At 72.0% G+C, this 23,106-nt stretch carries 21 protein-coding genes; 11 read left to right on the top strand and 10 right to left on the bottom strand.

Annotated elements, in window-relative coordinates; all coding sequences use genetic code 11:
• From ACWD6P_RS04420 to ACWD6P_RS04410, 3 genes are read left to right on the top strand one after another with little or no spacing between them, the layout of a single operon-like run.
• Positions 1–2,142 (top strand): flavin monoamine oxidase family protein, encoded by a 2,142-nt coding sequence (locus tag ACWD6P_RS04420; protein ID WP_451442501.1) that lies wholly within the window; start codon positions 1–3, stop codon positions 2,140–2,142.
• Positions 2,139–4,031 (top strand): alpha-keto acid decarboxylase family protein, encoded by a 1,893-nt coding sequence (locus tag ACWD6P_RS04415; protein WP_451442500.1) that lies wholly within the window; start codon positions 2,139–2,141, stop codon positions 4,029–4,031. The genes ACWD6P_RS04420 and ACWD6P_RS04415 overlap by 4 nt, the downstream gene beginning before the upstream one ends.
• Positions 4,028–5,692 carry an FAD-dependent oxidoreductase gene (locus ACWD6P_RS04410; protein ID WP_451442499.1) on the top strand — a complete coding sequence of 555 codons (1,665 nt, stop codon included), beginning with the start codon at positions 4,028–4,030 and terminating at the stop codon, positions 5,690–5,692. Before ACWD6P_RS04415 ends, ACWD6P_RS04410 begins: the two co-directional genes overlap by 4 nt.
• Positions 5,693–5,809: 117 nt before the next feature.
• Here the strand turns inward: ACWD6P_RS04410 and ACWD6P_RS04405 are convergent, their stop codons facing one another.
• Positions 5,810–7,531 (bottom strand): acyl-CoA dehydrogenase family protein, encoded by a 1,722-nt coding sequence (locus tag ACWD6P_RS04405; RefSeq protein ID WP_451442498.1) that lies wholly within the window; start codon positions 7,529–7,531, stop codon positions 5,810–5,812.
• Positions 7,532–7,594: 63 nt separating this feature from the next.
• A complete protein-coding gene (locus ACWD6P_RS04400) occupies positions 7,595–8,149 on the bottom strand; it encodes a PadR family transcriptional regulator (RefSeq protein WP_451442497.1) in 555 nt (184 codons plus the stop codon).
• A gap of 261 nt (positions 8,150–8,410) precedes the next feature.
• Between ACWD6P_RS04400 and ACWD6P_RS04395 the strand changes: the two genes are divergently transcribed.
• Positions 8,411–8,839 carry a DUF779 domain-containing protein gene (locus ACWD6P_RS04395; protein ID WP_451442496.1) on the top strand — a complete coding sequence of 143 codons (429 nt, stop codon included), beginning with the start codon at positions 8,411–8,413 and terminating at the stop codon, positions 8,837–8,839.
• A gap of 164 nt (positions 8,840–9,003) precedes the next feature.
• Here the strand turns inward: ACWD6P_RS04395 and ACWD6P_RS04390 are convergent, their stop codons facing one another.
• The 3 genes from ACWD6P_RS04390 to ACWD6P_RS04380 form a co-directional block, all read right to left on the bottom strand.
• Complete coding sequence (locus ACWD6P_RS04390) at positions 9,004–9,951, bottom strand: hypothetical protein (RefSeq protein ID WP_451442495.1); 948 nt, start codon at positions 9,949–9,951, stop codon at positions 9,004–9,006.
• Between the two features lie 206 nt (positions 9,952–10,157).
• Complete coding sequence (locus tag ACWD6P_RS04385) at positions 10,158–10,676, bottom strand: lytic polysaccharide monooxygenase auxiliary activity family 9 protein (RefSeq protein WP_451442494.1); 519 nt, start codon at positions 10,674–10,676, stop codon at positions 10,158–10,160.
• A 51-nt stretch (positions 10,677–10,727) separates the two neighbouring features.
• Positions 10,728–11,768: a LacI family DNA-binding transcriptional regulator gene (locus tag ACWD6P_RS04380; protein ID WP_451442493.1), complete on the bottom strand. Its 1,041-nt coding sequence runs from the start codon at positions 11,766–11,768 to the stop codon at positions 10,728–10,730.
• Positions 11,769–12,031: 263 nt separating this feature from the next.
• Here ACWD6P_RS04380 and uriH point away from each other — a divergent pair, with 263 nt between their 5' ends.
• Together uriH and uriT are read left to right on the top strand one after the other, a co-directional pair.
• On the top strand, positions 12,032–12,979 hold the full coding sequence (gene uriH, locus ACWD6P_RS04375) for a uridine-preferring nucleoside hydrolase UriH (protein WP_451442492.1): 948 nt from the start codon (positions 12,032–12,034) through the stop codon (positions 12,977–12,979).
• Positions 12,976–14,430, top strand: a complete 1,455-nt coding sequence (gene uriT / locus ACWD6P_RS04370; protein WP_451442491.1) for a uridine transporter UriT — start codon at positions 12,976–12,978, stop codon at positions 14,428–14,430. Before uriH ends, uriT begins: the two co-directional genes overlap by 4 nt.
• 89 nt (positions 14,431–14,519) lie before the next feature.
• Here uriT and ACWD6P_RS04365 read toward each other — a convergent pair whose 3' ends face one another.
• The gene (locus tag ACWD6P_RS04365) at positions 14,520–15,659 is read right to left on the bottom strand and encodes a baeRF2 domain-containing protein (RefSeq protein ID WP_451442490.1); all 1,140 of its coding nucleotides are present in this window, start codon (positions 15,657–15,659) and stop codon (positions 14,520–14,522) included.
• 308 nt (positions 15,660–15,967) lie between these two features.
• Between ACWD6P_RS04365 and ACWD6P_RS04360 the strand changes: the two genes are divergently transcribed.
• Positions 15,968–16,372 carry a DUF2795 domain-containing protein gene (locus ACWD6P_RS04360; RefSeq protein ID WP_451442489.1) on the top strand — a complete coding sequence of 135 codons (405 nt, stop codon included), beginning with the start codon at positions 15,968–15,970 and terminating at the stop codon, positions 16,370–16,372.
• 102 nt (positions 16,373–16,474) lie between these two features.
• Entirely contained in the window at positions 16,475–16,942 is a 468-nt protein-coding gene (locus ACWD6P_RS04355; protein WP_451442488.1) for a DUF5709 domain-containing protein, read from the top strand.
• A 36-nt stretch (positions 16,943–16,978) separates the two neighbouring features.
• Here ACWD6P_RS04355 and ACWD6P_RS04350 read toward each other — a convergent pair whose 3' ends face one another.
• The gene (locus tag ACWD6P_RS04350; RefSeq protein ID WP_451442487.1) at positions 16,979–17,605 is read right to left on the bottom strand and encodes a DNA polymerase ligase N-terminal domain-containing protein; all 627 of its coding nucleotides are present in this window, start codon (positions 17,603–17,605) and stop codon (positions 16,979–16,981) included.
• A gap of 215 nt (positions 17,606–17,820) precedes the next feature.
• Between ACWD6P_RS04350 and ACWD6P_RS04345 the strand changes: the two genes are divergently transcribed.
• The 3 genes from ACWD6P_RS04345 to ACWD6P_RS04335 are packed head-to-tail and all read left to right on the top strand — an operon-like array spanning position 17,821 to position 20,615.
• Positions 17,821–19,149, top strand: coding sequence for an NAD(P)/FAD-dependent oxidoreductase (locus tag ACWD6P_RS04345; RefSeq protein ID WP_451442486.1), 1,329 nt, complete (start codon positions 17,821–17,823; stop codon positions 19,147–19,149).
• A 54-nt stretch (positions 19,150–19,203) separates the two neighbouring features.
• Positions 19,204–19,572: a low affinity iron permease family protein gene (locus ACWD6P_RS04340; protein WP_451442485.1), complete on the top strand. Its 369-nt coding sequence runs from the start codon at positions 19,204–19,206 to the stop codon at positions 19,570–19,572.
• A gap of 20 nt (positions 19,573–19,592) precedes the next feature.
• Positions 19,593–20,615 (top strand): SMP-30/gluconolactonase/LRE family protein, encoded by a 1,023-nt coding sequence (locus tag ACWD6P_RS04335; RefSeq protein WP_451442548.1) that lies wholly within the window; start codon positions 19,593–19,595, stop codon positions 20,613–20,615.
• Between the two features lie 22 nt (positions 20,616–20,637).
• Here ACWD6P_RS04335 and ACWD6P_RS04330 read toward each other — a convergent pair whose 3' ends face one another.
• The 3 genes from ACWD6P_RS04330 to ACWD6P_RS04320 all read right to left on the bottom strand — a co-directional run bounded on the left by ACWD6P_RS04330 (position 20,638) and on the right by ACWD6P_RS04320 (position 23,101).
• On the bottom strand, positions 20,638–21,054 hold the full coding sequence (locus tag ACWD6P_RS04330; RefSeq protein WP_451442484.1) for an Asp23/Gls24 family envelope stress response protein: 417 nt from the start codon (positions 21,052–21,054) through the stop codon (positions 20,638–20,640).
• 68 nt (positions 21,055–21,122) lie between these two features.
• Positions 21,123–22,220, bottom strand: coding sequence for a tRNA (adenosine(37)-N6)-threonylcarbamoyltransferase complex transferase subunit TsaD (gene tsaD / locus ACWD6P_RS04325; RefSeq protein ID WP_451442483.1), 1,098 nt, complete (start codon positions 22,218–22,220; stop codon positions 21,123–21,125).
• An 86-nt stretch (positions 22,221–22,306) separates the two neighbouring features.
• Positions 22,307–23,101, bottom strand: a complete 795-nt coding sequence (locus ACWD6P_RS04320) for an ABC transporter ATP-binding protein (protein ID WP_451442482.1) — start codon at positions 23,099–23,101, stop codon at positions 22,307–22,309.
• Positions 23,102–23,106 lie beyond the last annotated feature (5 nt).

The following is a 23,106-nucleotide window of genomic DNA, read 5'->3' as shown; positions in this document are numbered from 1 at the left end:
ATGAACGACACCCGCCATGACAGCCGCGGTGCGCGCAGCGCGGTCGACCGCGCCAACGAGAAGACCTATCAGCAGCTCGCCCGCGAACTCCTGCTGGTCGGCCCCGAGCCCGCCAACGAAGACCTCAAGCTGCGCTACCTCAAGGTGCTGATCGACGAGGGGCTGGAGCCCACCGCCGCCCCCAAGCGCATCCTGATCGTGGGCGCGGGCATCGCCGGTCTGGTCGCCGGCGATCTGCTGACCCGCGCCGGGCACGATGTGACGATCCTGGAGGCCAACGCCAACCGCGTCGGCGGCCGGATCAAGACCTTCCACGCCAAGAAGGGCCAGAAGGCGCCGTTCACCGACCCCGCGCAGTACGCGGAGGCCGGGGCGATGCGGCTGCCGAGCTTCCACCCCCTGACCCTGGCGCTGATCGACCGGCTGGGCCTCAAGCGGCGGCTGTTCTTCAACGTCGACATCGATCCGACGACGGGCAATCAGACCGCCCCCGTACCGCCGGTGGTCTACAAGTCGTTCAAGGACGGCACGATCTGGACCAACGGCGATCCCAGCCCCGAGTTCCGGGAGCCGGACAAGCGCAACCACACCTGGATCCGCACCAACCGCACCCAGTCCCGGCGCGCCCAGTACGCCAAGGACCCGTCCCCGATCAACGAGGGATTCCACCTCACCGGCTGCGAATCGCGGCTGACCGTCGCCGACATGGTCAACCAGGCCCTGGAGCCGGTGCGCGACTACTACTCCGTGCTGCAGAGCGACGGGACGCGGGTCAGAAAGCCCTTCAAGGAGTGGCTGGACGGCTGGGCCGGCGTCATCCGCGACTTCGACGGCTATTCGATGGGCCGCTTCCTGCGCGAGTACGCCGGGTTCAGCGATGAGGCCGTCGAGGCGATCGGGACGATCGAGAACATGACGTCCCGGCTGCACCTGGCGTTCTTCCACAGCTTCCTGGGCCGCAGCGACATCGACCCCGGCACCACGTACTGGGAGATCGAGGGCGGCAGCCGCAAGCTTCCGGAGGCGCTCGCCAAGGATCTGCGGGACCAGATCGTGATGGGCCAGCGGATGGTCCGGCTGGAGTACTACGACGCCGGCCGCGACGGCCACCAGAGCGGGCTCGTCGGACCGGACGGCCCCGCCGTCGCCATCCAGACCGTGCCCGAGGGCGAGCCGTACGCGCAGGAGCAGACCTGGACCGGCGACCTGGCGATCGTCACCATCCCCTTCTCCAGCCTGCGGTTCACCACCGTGACCCCGCCGTTCTCCTACAAGAAGCGCCGCGCCGTCATCGAGACGCACTACGACCAGGCCACCAAGGTGCTGCTGGAGTTCTCGCGCCGCTGGTGGGAGTTCACCGAGGCGGACTGGAAGCGCGAACTGGACGCCATCGCGCCCGGTCTGTACGAGTACTACCAGCGGTGGGGCGAGGACGACGCCGAGGCCGCGGTGGCCGTGCCGAAGCCGCTGCGCGACCTGCCCACCGGGCTGCTCGGCGCCCATCCGAGCGTGGACGAGAAGCGCATCGGCCAGAAGCAGGTGGAGTACCACCGGAATTCCACGCTGCGCGGCGGGGTGCGGCCGGCCACCCACGCCTACGGCGGCGGTTCCACCACCGACAACCCCAACCGCTTCATGTACTACCCCTCCCACCCCGTCCCCGGAAGCAAGGGCGGCGTGGTGCTGGCCGCCTACTCCTGGTCGGACGACGCGGCCCGCTGGGACTCGTTCGAGGACCACGAGCGCTACGGATACGCCCTGGAGAACCTCCAGACCGTGCACGGCCGCCGGATCGAGGTCTTCTTCACCGGCGCCGGGGCGACCCAGAGCTGGCTGCGCGACCCGTACGCCTGCGGTGAGGCCGCCGTCTACACCCCGCACCAGATGACCAGCTTCCACCTCGACGTGGTGCGCGCCGAGGGGCCGGTGCACTTCGCCGGTGAGCATGTGTCGCTCAAGCACGCCTGGATCGAGGGAGCGGTGGAGACGGCGGTACGCGCCGCCATCGCCGTGCACGAGGCCCCCGCGGCGGACGAGAGCGACCTCGCCGGGCTGGCCGGGGCGCCGCGCGAGCGCCGCCTGTCCACCGCGTCCTCGGACCGGCAGCGGGAGCGGGAGCGGCAGGAGGTGCTGACGCCATGACCACCTCGCAGACCTGCACGGTGGCCGAGTACCTCGCCATCAGGCTGGAGCAGCTCGGCATCACCCATCTGTTCGGCGTGCCCGGCAACCACCTGGGCCCGTTCCTGTCGACCCTGCACGAGAAGACCACGGTGCGCTGGGTGGGCACCCCCACCGAAGGGGGCGCGGGCCAGGCCGCGGACGCGTACGCGCGGGTGACGGCCGCCGACGCGGAGCCGGCGCTCGGCGAGCAGGGCGTCGGCGCGGTCGCGGTCACCTACAGCGTGGGCGCGTTCAACCTGCTCAACGCGATCGGCGGCGGCTACGCCGAGCATGTGCCGCTGATCGCGATCAATGCCGCGCCCACCTATGAGGAGTGGCTCAACCAGCGGGCGATCGGCCTGCTGACCTCACATATGTCCCAGCGCCCGGAGAGCAATCTGGAGGTCTACCGCCAGGTGACGGTGGACGCCCAGGCCATCTCCCACCCGGGCCTGGCCCCCACCCAGATCGACGGCGCGATCACCGCGTGCCTCTCGCACCGCAGACCGGTCTACCTGGAGGTCATGGAGGACGTCTGGGAGGCGCGGTGTGCCGCACCGCGCGGCCGGCTGACCCGGCGGGAGCGGCCCGTCACCGAGCAGAACGAGCGCATGCTCGACCGTGCGGTCACGGCCTGCGTGGACCTGGTCCAGCGCTTCGGGAACCCGATCCTGTGGGCCGGTGAGGAGATCGACCGCTTCCGGCTGTCCGACGAGTTCACCCGGCTGGTGCGCGAGACCCGCATCCCGTTCTGCACCACCGTCGGCGCCAAGTCCGTGGTCTCCGAGTACACCTGGGGCTTCTCCGGCGTCTACAACGGCAAGGCCAGCAACGAGAACGTGGCCAAGGTGTTCCACAACGCCGGCTGCCGCATCGGACTCGGCTCGTGGGCGACCTCGAAGAACCTCGGCGGCATGCGGTCGATCGGCGACGACTGGGCGGTCGCCGCCCACGAGGGGGTGCGGGTCGGCGCGTCGTACTTCCCCGACGTCCGGCTCGCCGAGTTCATCCCCGCGCTGCGGGACCGCCTGATCATCGAATTCGGGGCCGGCGCCTTCGAGGCGGACTACTTCGCCCGCGCGCACGACGACGGCCTGGACGTCCCCGCGAGCACCGTCGCCTTCCTGGACTCGCAGACCGGCGGTCCGTACCCGACGAGCGTGACGTACGACAGTTTCTTCCGGCACCTCAACGCCTTCCTGGAGTCGCAGACCGGCGAGGGGCAGGGCGAGCGCAGCAATCCGTTCACGGTGGTCTCCGACGCCGGGTTCGCGCTGATCGGCTCGATGAACCTGCGGATGGCGGAGCGCGCCTCGTACGTGGCGCAGAACAGCTGGCTGTCCATCGGCTACTCGGTCGGCGCGGCCACCGGCGTGGCGCTCGGCCGGCGCCACGCGGGCAAGCGGCCGATGGTGTTCGTCGGCGACGGCTCGTTCCAGGAGACCTGCCAGGAGATGTCCACCCAGGTGCGGCACGGGCTGCGCCCCGTGGTGTTCGTCCTGGACAACGAGGGTTTCTACGGCATCGAGCAGATGCTGGTGCACCCCTGCTACTACAAGGAGGGGGTGCCGACGCCGTCCTCCGACGGCGCCGACTTCTACAACGAACTGCATCCCTGGAAGTACGAGGAGCTCGCGCAGGTCTTCGGCTCCGACAAGTACCCGATGCACGGATTCACGGTCGGTACGCACGACGAGCTGGAGGCGCTGCTCCAGCAGATCGGCGAGCCCACCGACGCGATCAACCAGGGCCCGGTCGTCGTGCGGGTGCGGTTCGCGCGGCGCGACTACCCCGAGGCGCTCAAGTACAAGATCGCCGAGAAGTGTCCGCCGCCCGGTGGCGCACCGTCGGAAGGGAGGCCGGCATGACCGGCTCGAACAGACAGCGGCGCGCGGCGGTGGACGCCCCCGTCGGGGCCCCCGCGAAGGCGCTCCGGCACGCCATGAGCGGTCTTTCCGGACCGGAGGCCATCGGCTGGACCGGCACCGTACGGCCCGCCGGTCGCCCCGGCGACGGCGAGAAGGTGCTGGTCCTGGGCGCCGGCGTGGCGGGTCTGACGGCCGCCTACGAACTGAGCATGCTCGGCTACCGGGTCACCGTCCTGGAGGCGCAGGAGCGCGTCGGCGGGCGCAACCGCACCGCGCGGCGGGGCGACGAGCTCTATGAGATCGACGGGGAGGGGGGCGTCACCCGCACGCACACCTGCGCGTTCGACGACGGCCTGTACCTCAACCTCGGGCCCGGACGGATCCCGTACCACCACCGCCGGGTGCTCAGGTACTGCCGGGACTTCGGTGTGGAGCTGCAGCCGTACGTCATGGAGACCACGGCGAACCGGGTGCGTCCGCCGGGTGCCGCGGTGACCTGGCCCAACCGGCGGGTGGCGAACGACACCCGCGGCCATCTCGCGGCGAAGCTGTCCGAGACGCTGGTCAGCACGGACGCCTTCACCGGTGAACTGCGGGACCTGCTGCGGGTGTTCGGCGCGCTCGACACGAACGGCAAGTACCGTGGCTCCACCCGCTCCGGCTACCTGGACCGGCCGGGCATCGAGGAGTGGCCCGAACCGGCCCCGCCGCTGTCCTTCGAGGACCTGGTGCACTCGGGCTTCTGGAAGGCCCGTTTCTACCAGCCCGTCGACTATCTGTGGCAGGCCACGATGTTCCAGCCGGTCGGGGGCATGGACCACATCGTCAGGGCGCTGGCGCGGGAGGCCAAACGGGCCGGCGCGAGGATCGTGCTCGGTGCCGAGGTCCGGGAGATCGAGATCGATCCGGGCGGCCTCGGGGTCAACCTCACCTACGGCAAGGGCGACGCCGAGTTCCACGACAGCGCCCGCCACTGCGTCAGCAGCATCCCCCTCCCGGTGCTGCGCAAGCTCAGGCTGACCCGCTTCTCCGATCCCTTCACCAAGGCGATCAAGGCCGTGGAGTTCGAGAAGACCTGCAAGGTCGGCTGGCAGGCGAACCGCCGCTTCTGGGAGGGCGACCTCGACAGCAGCGACGACATCGAGGGGATCTACGGCGGCATCAGCTGGACCGGCCACAACATCACCCAAGTGTGGTACCCGTCCAACGACTACTTCTCGGACAAGGGGACCCTGACCGGCGCCTACAACTTCGGGGGCGCGGCCGAGGAACTCGGCAAGCGCTCTCCGGAAAAGCGTCTGGAGCTGGCCCGCAAAGGCGCCGTCGAGCTGCACCCGGAGTTCGCGGACCGAAAGCTCGTCCCCGATGAGAAGGCCGTCTCCGTCGCCTGGCACAAAGTCCCCCACCAGCTGGGCGGATGGGCGGCCTGGAAGCCGCAGCAGGAAGGGCACAAGAAGGCGTACAAGCAGCTGCTCCAGCCCGAGGGCACCGATGCGTTCTTCGTCACCGGCGACCAGATCTCGCCGCTGCCCGGCTGGCAGGAGGGCGCGATGATGTCGGCCCACTACGTCATCCAGCAGATCCTGGGCATCATGCCCCTGAGCCCTCCGGAGGAGGTCGCCGTACCGGACTCGGTCGCGCTGACACAGGGTCTGTTCTGACCGCTGCCGAGGCCTGTTCCGACCGGTTTCGGGGGCCGGTGCGCCGACGTCGTACCGTCGGCGCACCGGCCCCCGTCCCGTGCCCGCCCCGCTCCGCGGGATCCGGAGCGGAAGGGGTTACGGCGCCATCTCGTACGCTCCGGCCAGTGCCTCGACGCGCTCCCAGACGCGCTGCGAGCGGGCGGCGTCGGCGACCGGGCGCCGGACCGCGCCCAGTGCCCAGCTCTGCTGCTGGGCGGTGGCGGAGTCCTTGCCGTGCAGCTCGACGGCGTGCGCGGAGAAGTCGCGGACGAGGACGGCGAACAGCTCGTCGAGCACGTCCTCGGGCAAGCCGGTCAGCCGGGCCTGCTCCAGGATCAGCTGACCGTGCACGACCAGCGCGAACAGCTGGCCGACGGCGAGCAGCAGATCGAGGTCGCGGCTCTGCTCCTCATCGGGAGCGGCTGTGGTGACGAACGTGCACAGGGCGTCCGCCTGCTCGCGGAAGCGGGCGACGTTGGGCAGCTCGGCGTAGGCGTCGTAGGCGGCGCGCCAGTCGTGGAAGCGGATGGAGCCCAGGCCGCGGGCCGGTCCCTGCCGGAAGAGGAACGCGTCGTCGGCCGCGTCCAGGCGGCTCGGCACCGGCGCGTACTCGGCCGGGTTCAGCAGGTGGTTGCCCATGAACTTCAGGATCAGGGCGAGGTTGACGTGTACCGTGCCCTCCAGCTTCGGCAGCCCGCGGATCTCGGTGGCGGCCTGGGCGAAGTAGGTGTCCTTCTCGAAGCCCTTGGCGGCGATCACGTCCCACATCAGGTCGATGACCTTCTCGCCCTCGGTGGTCACCTTCATCTTCGTCATCGGGTTGAAGAGCAGGTAGCGGCGGTCGTCGGGGCCGGCGGAGCGGAAGTAGTCGACGGCGCGGTCGCTGAACAGCTTCATCCCGACGAGGCGGACGTAGGCGTCGGTCAGCTCGCGGCGCACATGCGGGAAGGCGGTCACCGGGCGGCCGTAGAGGATGCGGCTGTGCGCATGGGTGACGGCCTCGTACATCGCGTGCTCGCAGATGCCGATGGCGCCGGTGCAGAGGTTGAACTTGCCGACGTTGACGGTGTTGAGGGCGGCGTCGAAGGCCGCGCGGCCGGTGTGCAGGACGTCGTCCGGGCCGACCGGGTAGTCCTCCAGGCGGAACTCGCTGACGTACTTCGAGGAGTCGACGACGTTCTTGACGAGGTGGTACGCCGGGTGGCGGCTGTCGGCGGCGAAGAAGACATAGCCGTCCGGGCCCTCGATGTCGGTGCGGCGGCCGAAGACGGAGACGAGCCCTGCGGCGTTGCCGTTGCCGATGTAGTACTTGGAGCCGGTGGCCCGGAAGCCGCCGGCACCGTCGGGCTCCAGCAGCATGTCGGTGGAGTAGATGTCGGCGCCGTGGGCCTTCTCCGACAGGCCGAAGGCGAACACCTCGCCCTGTTCGAGGAGTTCGGCCGCGCGGGTGCGGGCGGCGGCGTTGTCGCTCTGCCAGACCGGGCCGAGGCCGAGGATGGTGACCTGCCAGGCGTACCAGTAGTCGAGTCCGTAGAAGCCGAAGATCTCGTTGAGGGCGGCGATCCGGGCGGTGTCCCAGCGCTTGTCCTGCTGCCCGTCGGCGGCGGAGGCGGGGGTCAGGAACGTCGCGAACAGCCCTTCCTTGGCGGAGAACGCGAGGAAGTCCGCCAGCCAGGCGCGGGAGCGGTAGTCCTCGATCAGCTTGCGCTTGCCGCGCTCCTCGAACCAGTCGACGGTGGCGCGCAGCAGCCTGCGGGTCTCGGGGTCGAAGTGCGCCGGGTCGTAGGTGCGGGGGTTGAACAGCAGCGGGTCGGCCATGGGTGTTCGCCTTTCCTGCTCGGGAGGTGAGGGTTCGGGAGGTGAGGTTCGGGGTGGTGCCGGTCAGCGCCCGGCAGCGAGCCGGCGGAGGGTGGCGAGGACGTCGTCGAGCCAGTCCAGCGTCATCCGCTCGTACGCGATGCCGCCGCGCAGCACGACGTGCTGGAGCTCCCGTCCGGCGTCGGGCTCGGGGGCGTCGGGGCCGGTGAAGTCGCGCCGCTCGCCCGCGAGATAGTGCGCGAGCCGGTCGGTGTGCGCCTGGCGGTGCCGTTCGACCTCGCGGATCAGCGCGGCCGGTTCGTCGAAGGCCGCGCCGCGGATCTTCACGGCGAGCTCGTGCCGGACGCTTTCGGGCTCGATCGGTTCGTGCAGCCACTGGGAGAGGGCGGCTCTGCCGAGGGCGGCGACGGAGTACTCCTTCTTGTCCGGCCGCGTCTGCTGCGGCACCTCGCGGGCCGCGATCCAGCCGTCGCTCTCCATCCGCTTCAGTACGCGGTAGATCTGCTGGTGGGTGGCGGTCCAGAAGTAGCCGATGGACCGCTCGAACCGCCGGGAGAGCTCATAGCCCGAGCCCGGCTTCTCCAGCAGGGAGACGAGGATCGCGTGGTCGAGCGCCATACCCCGATCCTTCTATGCAACTCGTTGCATAAACAAGGGGCGCCGCCCCGGTGAGACACGGCTCACCCCCGGCCCCCGCCGGGCAACACTCCGTCATGGCGTGCAACCACCCCGCAACCTTCCCGGGGGTTAACTGGACGAGGCGCACCGGCCAGCCCGGTGGCCAGCATCCGGCCGGTCAGGACAGGAGAGACGCATGTACCGCTGTGAAGCCAGGAACCCGCTGGTCAGCCGCTCCACGGCAGAGCCGGGCCGCCGCTGATGGGCGGCGGCGACGGGTGGGAGTCGGCGGCCGTGGAGGCCGGTGCGGCGGACGGGGCCGCGCGCATCGCGCTCAGCGCGTCGGCGGCCGAACTGCTGCGCCTGCTGCGCGATCAGCACGGTCCGCTGATGTTCCACCAGTCCGGCGGCTGCTGCGACGGCAGCGCCCCCATGTGCTACCCCGCCGGGGAGTTCCGTACGGGAGCGGCGGATGTGCTGCTGGCCCGGCTGAGCGTGGCGGGGGTGCCGGAGCCGGTGGGGTTCTGGATGTCGGCCGACCAGTTCGAACGCTGGCGGCACACGCATCTGACCGTGGACGTCGTACCGGGGCGGGGCAGCGGCTTCTCCCTGGAGGCGCCCGAGGGCGTCCGCTTTCTGATCCGCTCCCGGCTCTTCAGCGACGAGGAACGGGCGCTGCTCGGCGACTGAGCGGTGGCCGCGCGGGGCAGTGGTGAGGCCCCACGCACGGGGGAGAGCGCGGGGCCTCACTAAGGAAAACGGACGGCGGGCGGCATCGGTTCCCCCGCGGTGAAGATTCGGCGAGAAAATTCGTGTGCGGTGTGTGCGGGGCGGCACCCGGGGCCCGCGGGCGATCAGTCCTCGCCCTCCACCAACCGCTCCAGCAGCCGCTGGAAGTCCCCGTCCACGACGACCCGCAGCCCGTCGCCGTCCGGCTCGCTCAGCGGGGTCATGACGCCCCCGCGCCACCAGAACACCTTGGGGCTGATGGCACCCGCCGCGTCCTCGTGACCGGCCGCCGCGAACTGCGCCATGGCCTGCAGCGCCGGGATGACCTGGGTGTCGTGGATGCGGTGGAACGCCAGCTGGTGCCGGAAGGGCATGGCGACCAGCGCGCCGTCCGGGGTGAGACCGGTGCCCATGATCCGCTGCACCAGCTCGTCGAGCACCAGGACCCGGCTCGCGGTGAAGAAGGAGTCGCCGAGCAGCACCTCGAACGCCGAGCCGTCGCCGCGCCGCACCGTCTCATGCCCTTCGACGGGCAGTGCGCGCAGATTGTTCATCGCCCGGATCCGCAGCTCGGCCACGTCCCCGAGGTCGGTCAGCGAGTCCTCGCTCAGCATCTGCACCGCCTCGGGCAGATCGAGCGCGAGCACCTCGCGCAGCCCCGGCGCCGGCTCCCTGCCGTAGCGGAAGGAGTCCGAGGCCGGCAGCGTCTCCTGGGCGACGACCCGGGGATAGAGGCAGGCCCGGATCTCGTCCTCGCTGAGGATGTCCAGCGGCTGCGGGCCGTCCATCGTCCGCAGCACCTTGCCGACGTGGTCCCGGATCAGCGCGGGCCAGCTGCGCTCGCCGCGCCGGTCGCGATGGCACACCGCGGCGAGGTTGCCGAGGCCGAACTGACGGCCCGCGGAGTCGGTGACCAGGCCCGCGTACACCGTCACTTCCAGGCCCTGTTCCGCGAAGGCCTGCCGGACCTGTGATCTGAAGACACCGCCTTCGCGCTCGGAGAAGAAGCCGAACTCCCCGTCGCGTGCCAGCTCGCGGGAATCCCGCTTCGGTCCTCGGCGGAACAGGCCCATCTCTTCCTCCCGGCAGCGGCCACCCACATCGGCCTTGAATGGCCGATCGTAACGGGTGCGCCCGCCGCCCTCGTCGCCCTGCCGGCCGCCGCTCGCTTCACGGGCGGCGCAGGGCGGCGAGGTGGCGGGCCCCGGGAGGGGTCCGGCGGGGGTCCGGCGGGGGAAGAGCTTCGCCAGGGCCTGTCCGATGACCCGTCAGACGGGCCCTAGCCGCCGATGTTGACGTCGATGCAGGCGTAGAAGGCGTTCGCGGTGTCGGCGATGTTCCAGACTGCGAGGATCTTCTGCTTGCCGGTGATACCGCCGAAGTTGACGGTGTGGGTGACGGTCTCGGGCGGCCGGGCACCGCCGTCGTTGAACTCCGCCACCTTGTTGCCGCCGACGAAGTACTGCCAGGTGCTGGTGGAGTGACGTGCCGTCAGTTTCCAGCTGAAGGTCTGGGAGCTGCCGATCGGCGTGACCTTCCAGCCCTTGGAGTCGTCGTCCAGGTCGGCGAACTGGCTGTTGCCGCCGCTGCAACTGGTCAGCCCCTTGGGGCCTTCGACGCTCTGCGGCTCCCACTTGATCGGACCGCATTCGATGGTGCCGGCGGCGCACTGCGCCTGTCTGCTGGGGGGTGCGGAGACGTAGCCGTGGGCGCTGGCCGGGCTCGCCGGCATGGTGACGACGAGCAGCGGGGCGATTCCCGCACCGATGGCGAGGGCCAGCCTTCTTTTCTTGTCCATGTCAACCCTTTCGCGAGGGGGGTGGGTTGCGCGAGGGTGAGGGTGATTGGTCTAGACTTTACTGGCTGACCGCGTACGGTCAAGGGGGCGCGGATCCGGTGTGCTGGAGGCGCGGACGACGAGTTCGGGTGCGAGCCGGACCGTACGCCGCGGGCCCCGTTCTCCCCCGGCAGGCCGCCGGGCCAGCAACCGGGCGGCCTCGGCGGCCAGTTCACCGACCGGCTGGCGGACGGTGGTCAGCGCCGGGTCGGCCAGGCCCGCGAGCGGGATGTCGTCGAAGCCGGTGACGGCGACCTCGCCCGGTACGTCCGCGCCCAGTTGCCGCAGCCGCTGCAGCGCACCGGCCGCGATGAGGTCGTTGGCGCAGATCACGGCATCCGGCCGGGACGGCCAGAGGCGGTCGACGGCGGCCCGGCCCCACTCCACCGAGAAGTCGCCGAGTGCGCTGCGCCCGGGTGCCGACGGGTCCAGGGCCGCGACGCCCGCCTCGTACGCCGCGCGCCGCTCGACGGCCGCCGAGGCGGTTCCGGCCGCACCGATGAAGCAGGGACGGCGGCGTCCGGTGGCGGCCAGGTGTTCCAGCACGAGGGCCATCCCGGCCGCGTTGTCGACGGCGACCGAGTCGGCGACGCCGGGGCCGCAGCCGCGGTCGAGCAGCACCAGCGGGACCTGGGCCGCCGCGCTCACCACGGCCTCCCGGCTGTGCCGCTCGTCGACCGGGATCAGCAGCAGGGCATCGACCCGCCGGCCCAGGAGGGCGCCGATCCGGGCCGCCTCGGTCACCGGGTCGTCGTCGCAGTCGGCCAGGAGCACGGCCCGGCCCTCGGCGTGCAGGGCGTGCTCCAGCTCCCGTACGAGGGAGGGGAAGAAGGGGTTGGTGATCTGCGGCAGGACGAGTCCGACGGTCCCGGTGGAGCGGCTGCGCAGGGCACGGGCCACATGGTTGGGCCGGTAGCCCAGGCGCTCGGCCGCCTCGCGCACGGTGCGGGCGGTCTCGGCACCGACGGGGCGGGTGCCGGCCAGTACGCGGGAGACCGTGGCGATGGAGCAGCCGGACGCCAGCGCGACGTCCTTGAGGGTGACTTCGGCCACGGTGGTGCGCCCCTTCGGGTCGAGCCGTACCGGATGAGGGCGGCAAACGTTATCACCGCTCACTCACCGTGTCTGTGGCCCAGATCAAGTGGATCAATACGTGCCAAGCCGGTCGGATGGCTCACACTCCGTTGACATCGGGCGGAGCGATGAGCGAAATTCTCGGAGAACGTTTTCCAGCGGCAGCAGCCTCCTGCGGCGCTCCCAGAGACTTCACCCCGCACCCCCGCACCACCGTTCCGCAGAGCAAAGGGGCTCCCCCGTTGGCCAGAAAGATCATCCTTGACTGCGACCCGGGGCATGACGATGCGATCGCCATGCTCCTGGCACACGGGAACCCCGATGTCGAGCTGGTCGCCGTGACGACCGTGGTCGGGAACGCGACGGTCGAGAAGGTGACCCGCAACGCCCTGTCCGTGGCGCGGATCGCCGGGATCACGGGCGTCCCCTTCGCGGCCGGCTGCCCGCGTCCGCTCGTACGGGCCATCGAGACGGCGCCGGAGGTGCACGGCGACAGCGGGCTGGACGGCCCCGAGCTGCCCGAGCCCACCATCGAGCTGGACCGCCGGCACGCCGTGGACCTGATCATCGACACCGTGATGTCCCACGAGCCCGGCGAGATCACCCTCGTGCCGACGGCGGGCCTGACCAACATCGCCATGGCCGTGCGCAAGGAGCCGCGGATCGCGGAGCGGGTGCGCGAGGTCGTGCTGATGGGCGGCGGCTTCCACGAGGGCAACTGGAGCGCGGTCGCCGAGTTCAACATCAAGATCGACCCCGAGGCCGCCCATATCGTCTTCAACGAGAAGTGGCCGGTCACGATGGTCGGCCTGGACCTGACGCACCAGGCGCTGGCCACCCCCGAGGTCGAGGAGAAGATCGCCGCGGTCGGCACCGAGCCGGCCACGTTCGTGCTGGAGCTGCTGGACTTCTTCCGCGAGGCCTACCGGGAGAACCAGGGCTTCGAGCACCCGCCGGTGCACGACCCGTGCGCGGTGGCGTACGTCATCGACCCGGGCGTCATGACCGTGCGCAGGGCTCCGGTGGACATCGAGCTGCGCGGTGAGCTGACGCTCGGCATGACCGTGACGGACTTCCGTGCGCCGGCACCGGACGACTGCACCACCCAGGTCGCGGTCAAGCTCGACCACGAGCGGTTCTGGAACCTCGTCGTGGACGCACTCCAGCGGATCGGCGACGTCAAGGCATGAGCACCTCCACCACCCAGCGCCCCCTCGCCCCGGTGGGCGGCACCGGCTCCGGCGTCCGGATAGGCGTCCTGCTCACCGCGCTGCTCGCGGCGTGCTTCGCCTTCCAGCTCAACGCCAGCATGCTCAGCCCCGCGCTGAAGAACATCGAGGACACCCTCGGCGCCAGCTCCGCCGAGATCGGCCTCACCCAGACCGCGTTCTTCACCTCGGCGGCCCTGTTCTCCCTGTTCCTGCCGCGGCTGGGCGATGTCATCGGCCGCCGCCGGGTGCTGGCCGGCATGCTCGGCCTGATGGTCGTCGGCTGTGTGATCGCCGCGCTGGCGACCAGCGTGCCGATGCTGTTCGCGGGCCGCGTCATCCAGGGCGTATGCGGTCCGGTCGTCCCGCTGTGCCTGATCATGCTGCGGGTGGAGGTGCAGGAGCCGAAGCGGTACGGCACCCTGCTCGGCGTGGTCACCGCGGTCAACGGCGGCATCGCGGGCGTCGACTCGCTCGCCGGCGGCTACCTCGCCGACAACCACGGCTTCGCGTCGGTCTTCTGGGCGATGGCGGTCGTGGCGGCGCTCGCCGCCGTCCTGGTCGCCACCCTCACCCCCGAGTCCAGGGCACCGGCCCTGGACGACAGCGCCCGTCGTATGGACTGGCCCGGCGTAGCCCTGCTCGTCGTCTCCGTCGGCTCGCTGCTGACCGCGCTCAACGAGGCGGGCAAGCTCGCCGCCGCCAACTGGGCGCTGATCGCCGTTCTGGTCGTCGTGGCCGCGGCCGCCTTCGCCCTGTTCTGGCGCACCGAGAACCGCAGCGGCCACCCGCTGGTCGCGACCCGGCACCTCAAGCAGCGCGCCACCTGGGCGACCCTGCTGACCACCGTGCTCACCATGACCGGCGTCTTCGCCGTCATGAACGGGCTGATCCCGGCCTTCGCCCAGGACGCCCAGGCCGGTCTGGGGATGAGCGCCGAGCAGTCCGCGTGGTGGACGCTGTCGCCGTACGCGCTGGCCGGACTGGCCATGGGCCCGCTCGCCGGCCGTCTCGCGGCCACCTTCGGCTACGGGCGCGTGCTGCGGATCGGCCTGGTCGGCTCGGTGGCGACGGTGGTGCTGATGCTGCTCACGATGCACAGCCACTCGCGGATCCTGCTGCTGGTGACCTCCATCCTGGTGGGCGTCGCCTATGCGGGCGTGGCGAACATCGTCCTCAACGGGCTCGGCATCGTCCTGTCCCCCCGCGAGAACCCCGGCTTCCTGCCCGGGCTGAACGCGGGCGCGTTCAACCTCGGCGCGGGGCTGAGCTTCGCGGTCCTCTACGCGGTCAAGACCGCCGCCGCACCGGCGGACGCGTCGTCGGCCGGCGGCTACACCGCCGGCATGATCGCGGGAGTGATCATCCTGGCCGCGGCCATCGCCACGTCCTTCCTGATCCCGAAGCCGGTGGCGGCCGAGGCGCAGGACTGAGGCACAGGGCTTAAGGCGCAGGGCCGGGCTCCGCGCCGCGCACAGGACCGCCCGCCGACCGGACGCACCGGTCGGCGGGCGGCCCCGTCTCATTCGGGCGTGCCCTCCTCCGTCCAGCGCAGGATGGCACCGAGTCCGCCCGCCGGTGCCTGCTCGGGGTCGCGTACGACCACGATCTCGGCACCGCTCGCGGCGGCGGACCGCACCAGGGCGTCGTCCGCCCGGGCGGCGGCCGGACGGTCCTCCCCGAGGGACTGCAGTTCGGTGCCCCGTACGGCCAGTTGGTCGACGCCCTCGCCCACCCAGACCTGCCGTGCGACGTCCGAGCCGTGCGGGCTGATCAGCAGGGTCTCGATCCGGTGTTGCCGCGCCGCCTCGACCAGGGCGGGGATCCCGGCCGCGGCCCGCGGGGCGGTCTCGCCGCCGGGCCCGGCGCCCGTCCGGAAGCGGTCCGTCACCTGCGCGACATGCTCGCGTTCCTGGGCGGCCCGGACCTGGGCGATGTCCCGTTCGACCAGGGCGGTCTCGGCGCCGGGCGCGCGCCCGCCGTGCTCGCTCTCGTAGGTGACGGCGCGCAGCGCTTCGGGCAGCTTCTCGTGCACCAGGTGCCGCTCGCGGGCGTCGCCGATCAGTACGACGGCCTCGGCGCCGCAGCTCTCGAACGCCTCGCGCACCGCGTCGGCGATCTCCCCGGCGTTGTGCTCCCAGGTGTTCTCCACCTTGGCCTGGAAGTGCCGTTCGGACCAGTCGGCCGTGGCGGTGCAGTGGATGGGCCGTGCGGCGCCGCTGACCCGGCCGGCGTCCTCGGCGCCCTGCTCACCGAGCACGGTGAGGTCCGCGCCCTGCTGGTCCAGGCGGACCACCAGGCAGACGGGGTCGTCGCCGACCGCCGCCAGCAGCGGGGTGACCCGGGGCACCGGCCCCCAGGCCGCGAAGGGGGTGGCCGGGGGGCCGGGGAGCGGGGTGTCGAGCACGACCACACCGTCGTGGGCGAAGAGCACCCGTCCGACGTGCGCCCCTGGTTCACCTCTGCGCGGTGCGATCAGTGCCTCGTGCACGGCGCCGCAGGTGGCCTCGTCCGCACCGAGCGCGAAGAGCTGCGCGGTGGTGGCGCTGGCCAGCAACTCCTGTTGTTTCTCGGCGTCCTCGGTGCCGTGCGAGATATCGGCATAGACGGTTGCCCAGGGTCCCGGCCGATCGATGACCGGTCGAAGGAGCGAGAGTCGCATGGCGCTGCCTCCTTGGATTCCTTGGATTCCGCGGATTCTCCCGGTATGCGGTTGGCTGCCATCGGCAGGTGAATTGCCGTCATCGGCACGCGTTCGACTCTCCTACGGATTCCCGTTCCGGAAAGCCGTAAGCATGACGGGCATATGCCCCCACTCAGCGCCAACGGTTACCCTCCGTGCTCATTCGGAGCAAATTCCGCGCACGGGGTGGAAACGGGGCCTTCGGGTTGTTAGGGCGGAGGTACCGGGGAAACTGGGAGAGACGCGTCGGGTGGGTACGACGCGCAGAGCCGGAGGCAGCGATGGGCATGCAACACGGAACGGAAAAGACCGGCCCCGCACGGGACGACGTGATGAAGAAGCAGCTGCGCGAGCAGCTGACCGCGGAGCGCTCGCTGCGCACGGACGAGGAGCCAGAGCTCCAGCCGGCGGGCGAGCCCCTGGCGGCGCCGTCCCCCGAGGGCGTCCTCCGCGGCGGCACACCGAGCGGTATGACCGAGCAGGACGTCACGCTCCGCTCCGAACTGGCCCAGCACCTCGGCCGGAGCCTCTACCCGGCCGACAAGAACGCCGTCATCGAGACGCTGCGGCGCAACAACGCACCGGACCGACTGGTCAGGATGGCCGAGCGGCTGCCCGCGAACGAGCGCTTCGGCAATGTGCAGAGCATCGCCGAGGCCGTCGGGCTGCACACCGAGCACCGGCGCGCCTGAGACGCCCGGCGCTGCCGGGCGGCGCCGGGAGGCGGACAATTGGTGGTACCGGCACCTGCCGCAGTCCGCGGCGGGGCGAGGATGGGAGGAGGGAGGGTGGTTATGTCCGACGACGCGATGGGCGACGAGGTCTATCAGCCGCCCACAACCGACCCCCAGGACAACCCCAACGACCTGGACATGCAGGACGCCCTCGACGAGCCGGGGCTCGACGCCACGCTGGACACGGGCTACTCGCCCCCCGAGCGGCCGTTCGTGGTCAATCACGACGGGACCACCGCACGGGAGATCCACGACCGCGAGTCGCTCGATCACCGGCTGTCCGTGGAGGTGCCGGAAGTGTGCGCGCCCGACGGCGACGGGATCGGCGATCTGCCGGGCGGGGTGGGCGAGCCGGTGGACGTCGAGTGCGGCGACGAGCGGGCCGGCCGGCTCGTGGGCGCCGATGAGGGGTTCTGGCGGGGCGGCAGCGAGGACGTCTCCGCCCGGGACGTCGGCATCGACGGGGGCGCCGCGTCGGCCGAGGAGGCGGCGGTGCACATCGCCCGCGACGAGGACCTGCCGGGGTAGCGCGCCCGCTGACCGTCCACCGTGCAGCCGGACGTTTCAGTCGTCGTCGCGACCCGTGCCCTCTTCGGCGGCCACCCGCCTGAGCGTGCGCCCGCTGCGTACGGACCGGGCCCGCCGGGCGTCGGGGGTGCCGCGCCGCTCGGCACGGTCGTCGTTCTCCTTCACCAGCAGCCAGGACTCCCGTTTCCCGGCGCCCTCGCCGGTGCGGAACCGGGTGAGCGCATAGCCGCCGTGCAGCTTGGTGCCGTCGAGCCAGAAGGAGGCGTGGCCGTCCTCCAGGGACTGGCTGAAGGAGCGGGTACGGCCCTTCTTCTTCCGGGGCAGGGGGCGGTAGCTGCCCTCGTCCCAGACGATCACGGTGCCCGCGCCGTACTCCCCTTCCGGGATGACGCCCTCGAATTCCCGGTACTCCAGCGGATGGTCCTCGGTGGGCATCGCCAGCCGCTTGTCGTGCGGGTCTGCGGACGGCCCCTTGGGCACCGACCAGGATTTCAGTACGCCGTCGACCTCCAGCCGGAAGTCGAAGTGCAGGGTGCTCGCGTCGTGGATCTGCACGACGAAGCAGGGCGCGTCGCCGGACGGCCCCTGCTCGCCGGCCGGTTCGCGGGTCCGGTCGAAGTGCCGTTTGCCGCGGTAGGCCGTCAGTGCGTTCTTGCCGCTCACGTCGTCCGCCTGCCTTCCTGCCGGGGGCCGCACCTCTCACTGTGGCGCGCGGCGGCCCACGACGCATGTGCGCACGGGCCACCGGCGCGCGGCCCTTCGGGGGCCCGGTCGGGCGAGTAGCCGGCCCGCCGACGGGCACACGAGGCACGCGGGGCGAGGGCGCAAGGCCGCCCGTGCCCCACCGCGAGCAGACCCCGACCGCAGGAGTCCACGTGATGCGACGTCGCCCTCGGATCGTGATCGTCGGAGCCGGTTTCGCCGGTTACCACTGTGCCCGCGCGCTCACCCGGACGGCACGCGGGGCCGCCGAGATCGTGCTGGTCAACACCCACGACTACTTTCTCCATGTGCCGCTGCTGCCGGAGGTGGCGGCCGGAATCCTGGAGCCGCGCCGGATCTCGGTGTCGCTCACCGGCACCCTGCCGGGCGTCCGGCTCGTCCTCGGCGAGGCCCACGGCGTGGACCTCGACGCCCGCCGGGTCGGCTACACCGATCCCGAGGGCCGGGAGGGCTCCCTGACGTACGACCAGCTGGTGCTGGCCGTCGGCAGCGTCAACAAACTGCTGCCCGTCCCGGGCGTCGCCGAGCACGCGCACGGCTTCCGCGGTATGGCCGAAGCCCTGTACCTGCGCGACCACATGGTGCGCCAGGTCGAACTGGCCGGTGCCGCCGAGGATCCGGCCGAACGGTCCGCCAGGACCACGTTCGTGGTCGTCGGCGCCGGCTACACCGGCACCGAAGTCGCCGCCCACGGCGTGCTGTTCACCGACGCGCTGGCGCGGCAGAACGCCGGGCTGCGCGGCGGCCCGCGGCCCCGCTGGCTGCTGCTGGACGTCGCCGGCCGGCTGCTGCCGGGGCTCGACGAGCGGCTGTCGCACACCGCCGAGCGGGTGCTGCGCACCCGCGGTGTGGAGGTCCGCACCGGCACGTCCGTCAAGGAAGCCACCTCGGAGGGGGTGCTGCTCGACGACGGCGAGTTCGTCCGCAGCCGCAGCCTGATCTGGTGCGTGGGCGTCCGGCCCGACCCGCTGGTCTCCTCGATGGGGCTGCCCACCGACGGGGGGCGGCTGGTCGTCGACGCGTATCTGCGCGTGCCGGGCCACCCCGGGGTGTTCGCCTGTGGTGACGCCGCGGCCGTACCGGACCTGACCCGCCCCGGCGAGGTGACGCCGATGACCGCGCAGCACGCCCAGCGGCAGGGCAGGGTCGCGGCACACAACGTGGCGGCGTCCTGCGGCCGGGGCGCCGCGCGCGCGTACGCACACCACGACCTGGGCTTCATGGTCGACCTCGGCGGGATCCAGGCCGCCGCGAACCCCTGGCACATACCGCTCTCCGGCCCGCTCGCCGGCGCCGTCACCCGCGGCTACCACCTGCTGTCGATGCCCGGCAACCGCGTCCGGGTGGCCGCCGACTGGATCCTGGACGCCGCGCTGCCCCGGCAGGGCGTACAGCTCGGGCTGGTCCGCTCCGGGGCGGTGCCGCTGGACACCGAATCCCCGGCGGCGGGCCGGATGCCGGGCGGCACGGCGGGGACGGCGTAGGGTCCCCTCAGCGGCGCCCTGCTCACCCCCCATGGCCGAAGGGCAACGGAACCCATGAGTCTTCGTCACCCCGCCAGCCGAGGCGGCGACCAGCGGGGGCGGTTCGCCGAGCTGGCCCAGAAGTCCTCGCACTTCACCAGCTCCCCCGCGTTCTTCGGGACCTGCCTCGGACTGGTCGCCGTGTTCCTCGTGGTGCACCTCGTCCATCTGCCGCTGTCCTGGCAGCTGCTGGTGGGGGACGTCATGACGGCGGTGACGCTGCTTCTGCTGGCCCTGCTGAAGAACTCCGAACTGCGGGCGGAACACGCCGTCCAGCGCAAGCTCGACGCCCTCGCCGCCGCCCTGCTGGAGTGGCACGAGGGCAAGGGCGGCAAGGCCGCCGAGGACCTCAGGAAGGTGATCCGTATGGAGGAGGAGACCTGAGACGCACCCTGACCGACAGCCTGCCCGGACCCCGGTCGCTGCCGGCGCCCCGTATCGTCGCGCCAGAGGTCGAGGGCCCCGAGGACGTGGTGGCCGACGCCGACGGCCGCATTCTCACCGGCGCCGCGGACGGCACGATCTGGCGGCTGCGCCTGGCCGGACCGGGCGCGGACGGCGCCCTGGCGGCCGACGGCCGGGCCGAGGCGGAGCCGGTGGCACACACGGGTGGCAGACCGCTCGGGCTGCACCCCCTCCCCGGCGGCGAACTGCTCGTGTGTGACGCCCTGCGCGGGCTGCTGCACATCGACCCGCGCGACGGGGCCGTGCGCGTCCTGGCCGACGAGGCGGACGGCGCGCCGCTGCGCTTCTGCAGCAATGTCACCGCGGCGGCGGACGGCACCGTCTACTTCACCGTCTCCAGCCGCCGCTACGGCCTCGACGAGTGGCCGGGCGACATCCTGGAGCACATCGGGACCGGGCAGCTGCTGCGGCTGCGCCCCGGTGGCACGCCCGAAGTCCTGCTGTCGGAGCTGCAGTTCGCCAACGGAGTGGCCCTCGCCCCGGACGAGTCCTTCCTCGTCGTGGCCGAGACCGGCGCCCGCCGCCTCCTGCGCTACCGGCTCACCGGTCCCCGGGCCGGCCGCACCGACACCTTCGCCGCCGGCCTCCCCGGCTACCCCGACAACCTCTCCCTCGGCCCCGACCGGGCCTTCTGGGTCGCCCTGGCCGGGCCGCGCCAAGCCGCCCTGGAGCTGCTGCACCGCCTGCCGCTCGCCGTCCGCCGCGCGGCCTGGAAGGCGCTGCGGCGGCTTGGCCCCCTCCCGCCGCCGCACCCGACGGTGCGCGTCCTGGCGATCCGCCCCGACGGTGTCCCGATCCGCGATCTGCGCACGGTCAGGTCCTCGTACCGCATGGTCACCAGCGTCTGCCGGACGGGCGGACTCCTGGTCCTGGGCAGCGTCGCCGAACGCGGTGTCGCGGTCTGCGCGCTCCCGGGCGCCGAGCCCACGGGACGGGCGGGGCCGGCCGGGCCGGCGCGCTGACGCCGGCTCCCGGTGCCGGTCGTCACCGCACCCGCTCCTCGGCCTCCTCCGCTTCCTCGGGGAGCTTCACATCGCTCACCGCGATGTTGACCTCGACGACTTCGAGCCCGGTCATCCGCTCGACGGCGGCTATCACGTCCTCGCGCACCGCCCTGGCCACATCCGGGATGACTTCGCCGTACTCGACGACGATGTCCAGGTCGACCGCCGTCTGTTTCTCACCGACCTCGACCTTGACGCCGTGCGTCGCGGTCGTGCCTCCCCCGGGTACGCGCTTGCGCAGCTCGCCCACCGACCGGGAGAAGCCGCTGCCCAGGGCGTACACCCCGGCCACGTCCCCGGCCGTCAGGTAGGCGATCTTCGCGACCACGCCGTCGGCAATGGTCGTCCGCCCGAGGTTCCCCGCGTTCCGCGCCCCTTGTTCCGAGAATTCGGCCATCGCGCATCACCCTCTGCTCCCTCGCGGGCACATCTTCTTCGGGAGGCTGCTTGCCCCTGCTCTTCACGCTATGGCGCGGGGCGGGAAGCCGCCTCTCCTCCTTTGCCGACCCGGCAAACGCCTTTGGGGTGCAGGGCGGCGCGCTCCAGAGGTGCGGACGGGTCGACGGACACCTCCAGCGGGGCGGGCTCGGCGCCCGCCCGGACGAGCAGGTCCCCGACGGCGGCGATCATCGCGCCGTTGTCCGTGCACAGCCCCAGCGACGGGACGCGCAGGGCGATCCCGGCCGCCCGGCACCGCTCCTGCGCCAGGGCCCGCACCCGGGAGTTCGCGGCCACCCCGCCCACCACCACGAGGGTGTCCACCCGGTGCTCGCGGCACGCCGCCACGGCCTTGCGGGTGAGGACGTCGGCGACGGCCTCCTGGAGCGAGGCGGCTCCGTCGGCCAGTGGCAGATCCGCGCCCTGGATCCGGTGCCGCTCGGCCCAGCGGGCCGCGGCCGTCTTCAGCCCCGAGAAGGAGAACGCGTAGCGGGCGTCGCGGGGCCCGCTCAGGGGGCGCGGAAACGCGACGGCGCGCGGATCCCCGTCCCGGGCCGTCCGGTCGATGGCCGGACCACCCGGGTAGGGCAGGCCGAAGACCCGCGCGACCTTGTCGAAGCACTCCCCGGCCGCGTCGTCCACGGTGTCGCCCAGGTGCACGATCGGGTCGCGGGCCAGATCCCGCACCAGGAGCAGGGAGGTGTGCCCGCCGGAGACGATCAGCACCATGCAGGGGTCGGGCAGCGGACCGTGCTCCAGGGTGTCGGCGGCGACGTGCCCGGCGAGGTGGTGTACGCCGTACAGCGGCACGTCCAGCGTGTACGCCAGCGTCTTGGCCCCGGCCAGCCCGACCTGGAGCGCCCCGGAGAGTCCGGGGCCGGTGGTGACGGCGACCGCCCCGATGTCGGCCATGCGCAGCCCCGCGTCGTCCAGCGCCCGGCGGACCACGGGCGTGAAGGAGTGGACATGGGCGCGCGCGGCGATCTCGGGGACCACCCCGCCGAAGCGGGCGTGGGCGTCCATGCTCGACGCCACCGCGTGCCCCAGCAGCCGCCCCTCGCGCACCAGCCCCGCGCCGGTCTCGTCGCACGACGACTCGATGCCGAGCACCACTGGAGAGCCCATGCCGGCACCCCTCTCGCAGAATTTCCGTAGTTGCAAGTAATGTGCAATAAGGATACGGGGGGCGACGAGGGGGCGCCGGGCGGCCGTCAGCCGGCGGCGCGGGCCCGGGGAACGACGACCGGCGAGGCGTCACCGGGCGCCCGCAGGATGTCCGCCTCCAGGCCGTAGAGCTCCTTGACGAGGGCCTCGTCGACCGTGTCCCTGGCCGCGCCCTGGGCGACGATGCGGCCGTCCTTCATGGCGATGACGGTGTCCGCGTAGCGGGCGGCGGCGGCCAGGTCGTGCTGGACCATGACGACGGTGCGGCCGGTGGCGGCGACCTCGCGGACGAGTTCGAGGACGTCGACGACGTGGCCGAGGTCGAGCGCGCTGGTGGGTTCGTCGAGCAGGACGACGGGGGTGTGCTGGGCGAGGACCATCGCGAGCCAGCAGCGCTGGCGCTGGCCGCCCGAGAGCTGGTCGAGGCGTTCGGCCGCGAGATCGGCGGTGCCGGTGGCCGTCAGCGCCTCGCGTACGGCCCGCTCGTCCTCGCGCGACCACTGGCGCAGCAGGCCTTGGTGGGGGTGGCGGCCGTAGCGGACGAGCCCGGCGACGGTCACGGCCTCGGGTGCGCGCGGCGACTGGGGCAGCAGGGCGATACGGCGGGCCGCCTGCCGCTGACTCAGCCCCCAGATGTCGGCGCCGTCGGCATGGACCGTGCCCGCCTGCGGGCGGTGGAGCCGGGCGAGGGTCCGCAACAGGGTCGACTTGCCGCAGCCGTTGGGGCCGACGATCGCGGCGACGTGCCCGGTGGGGACGGTGAGCTCGGCGTCCTTGACGACGGTGCGGCCGGCGTATCCGGCGCTCAGCGCGTGTACTTCGAGCCCGGGAGTGGCGGTCATGAGGG

Source organism: Streptomyces sp. NPDC002446, from assembly GCF_053595675.1.
This window is presented reverse-complemented; position numbering and strand designations above follow the sequence as displayed.

Bases quoted from the DNA above. Each gene is read 5' to 3' on its own strand.
- ACWD6P_RS04420 (WP_451442501.1), top strand. From the start codon at position 1: ATGAACGACACCCGCCATGACAGCCGCGGTGCGCGCAGCGCGGTCGAC.
- ACWD6P_RS04415 (WP_451442500.1), top strand. From the start codon at position 2,139: ATGACCACCTCGCAGACCTGCACGGTGGCCGAGTACCTCGCCATCAGG.
- ACWD6P_RS04410 (WP_451442499.1), top strand. From the start codon at position 4,028: ATGACCGGCTCGAACAGACAGCGGCGCGCGGCGGTGGACGCCCCCGTC.
- ACWD6P_RS04405 (WP_451442498.1), bottom strand. From the start codon at position 7,531: ATGGCCGACCCGCTGCTGTTCAACCCCCGCACCTACGACCCGGCGCAC.
- ACWD6P_RS04400 (WP_451442497.1), bottom strand. From the start codon at position 8,149: ATGGCGCTCGACCACGCGATCCTCGTCTCCCTGCTGGAGAAGCCGGGC.
- ACWD6P_RS04395 (WP_451442496.1), top strand. From the start codon at position 8,411: ATGGGCGGCGGCGACGGGTGGGAGTCGGCGGCCGTGGAGGCCGGTGCG.
- ACWD6P_RS04390 (WP_451442495.1), bottom strand. From the start codon at position 9,951: ATGGGCCTGTTCCGCCGAGGACCGAAGCGGGATTCCCGCGAGCTGGCA.
- ACWD6P_RS04385 (WP_451442494.1), bottom strand. From the start codon at position 10,676: ATGGACAAGAAAAGAAGGCTGGCCCTCGCCATCGGTGCGGGAATCGCC.
- uriT (WP_451442491.1), top strand. From the start codon at position 12,976: ATGAGCACCTCCACCACCCAGCGCCCCCTCGCCCCGGTGGGCGGCACC.
- ACWD6P_RS04365 (WP_451442490.1), bottom strand. From the start codon at position 15,659: ATGCGACTCTCGCTCCTTCGACCGGTCATCGATCGGCCGGGACCCTGG.
- ACWD6P_RS04360 (WP_451442489.1), top strand. From the start codon at position 15,968: ATGCAACACGGAACGGAAAAGACCGGCCCCGCACGGGACGACGTGATG.
- ACWD6P_RS04355 (WP_451442488.1), top strand. From the start codon at position 16,475: ATGTCCGACGACGCGATGGGCGACGAGGTCTATCAGCCGCCCACAACC.
- ACWD6P_RS04345 (WP_451442486.1), top strand. From the start codon at position 17,821: ATGCGACGTCGCCCTCGGATCGTGATCGTCGGAGCCGGTTTCGCCGGT.
- ACWD6P_RS04340 (WP_451442485.1), top strand. From the start codon at position 19,204: ATGAGTCTTCGTCACCCCGCCAGCCGAGGCGGCGACCAGCGGGGGCGG.
- ACWD6P_RS04330 (WP_451442484.1), bottom strand. From the start codon at position 21,054: ATGGCCGAATTCTCGGAACAAGGGGCGCGGAACGCGGGGAACCTCGGG.
- tsaD (WP_451442483.1), bottom strand. From the start codon at position 22,220: ATGGGCTCTCCAGTGGTGCTCGGCATCGAGTCGTCGTGCGACGAGACC.
- ACWD6P_RS04320 (WP_451442482.1), bottom strand. From the start codon at position 23,101: ATGACCGCCACTCCCGGGCTCGAAGTACACGCGCTGAGCGCCGGATAC.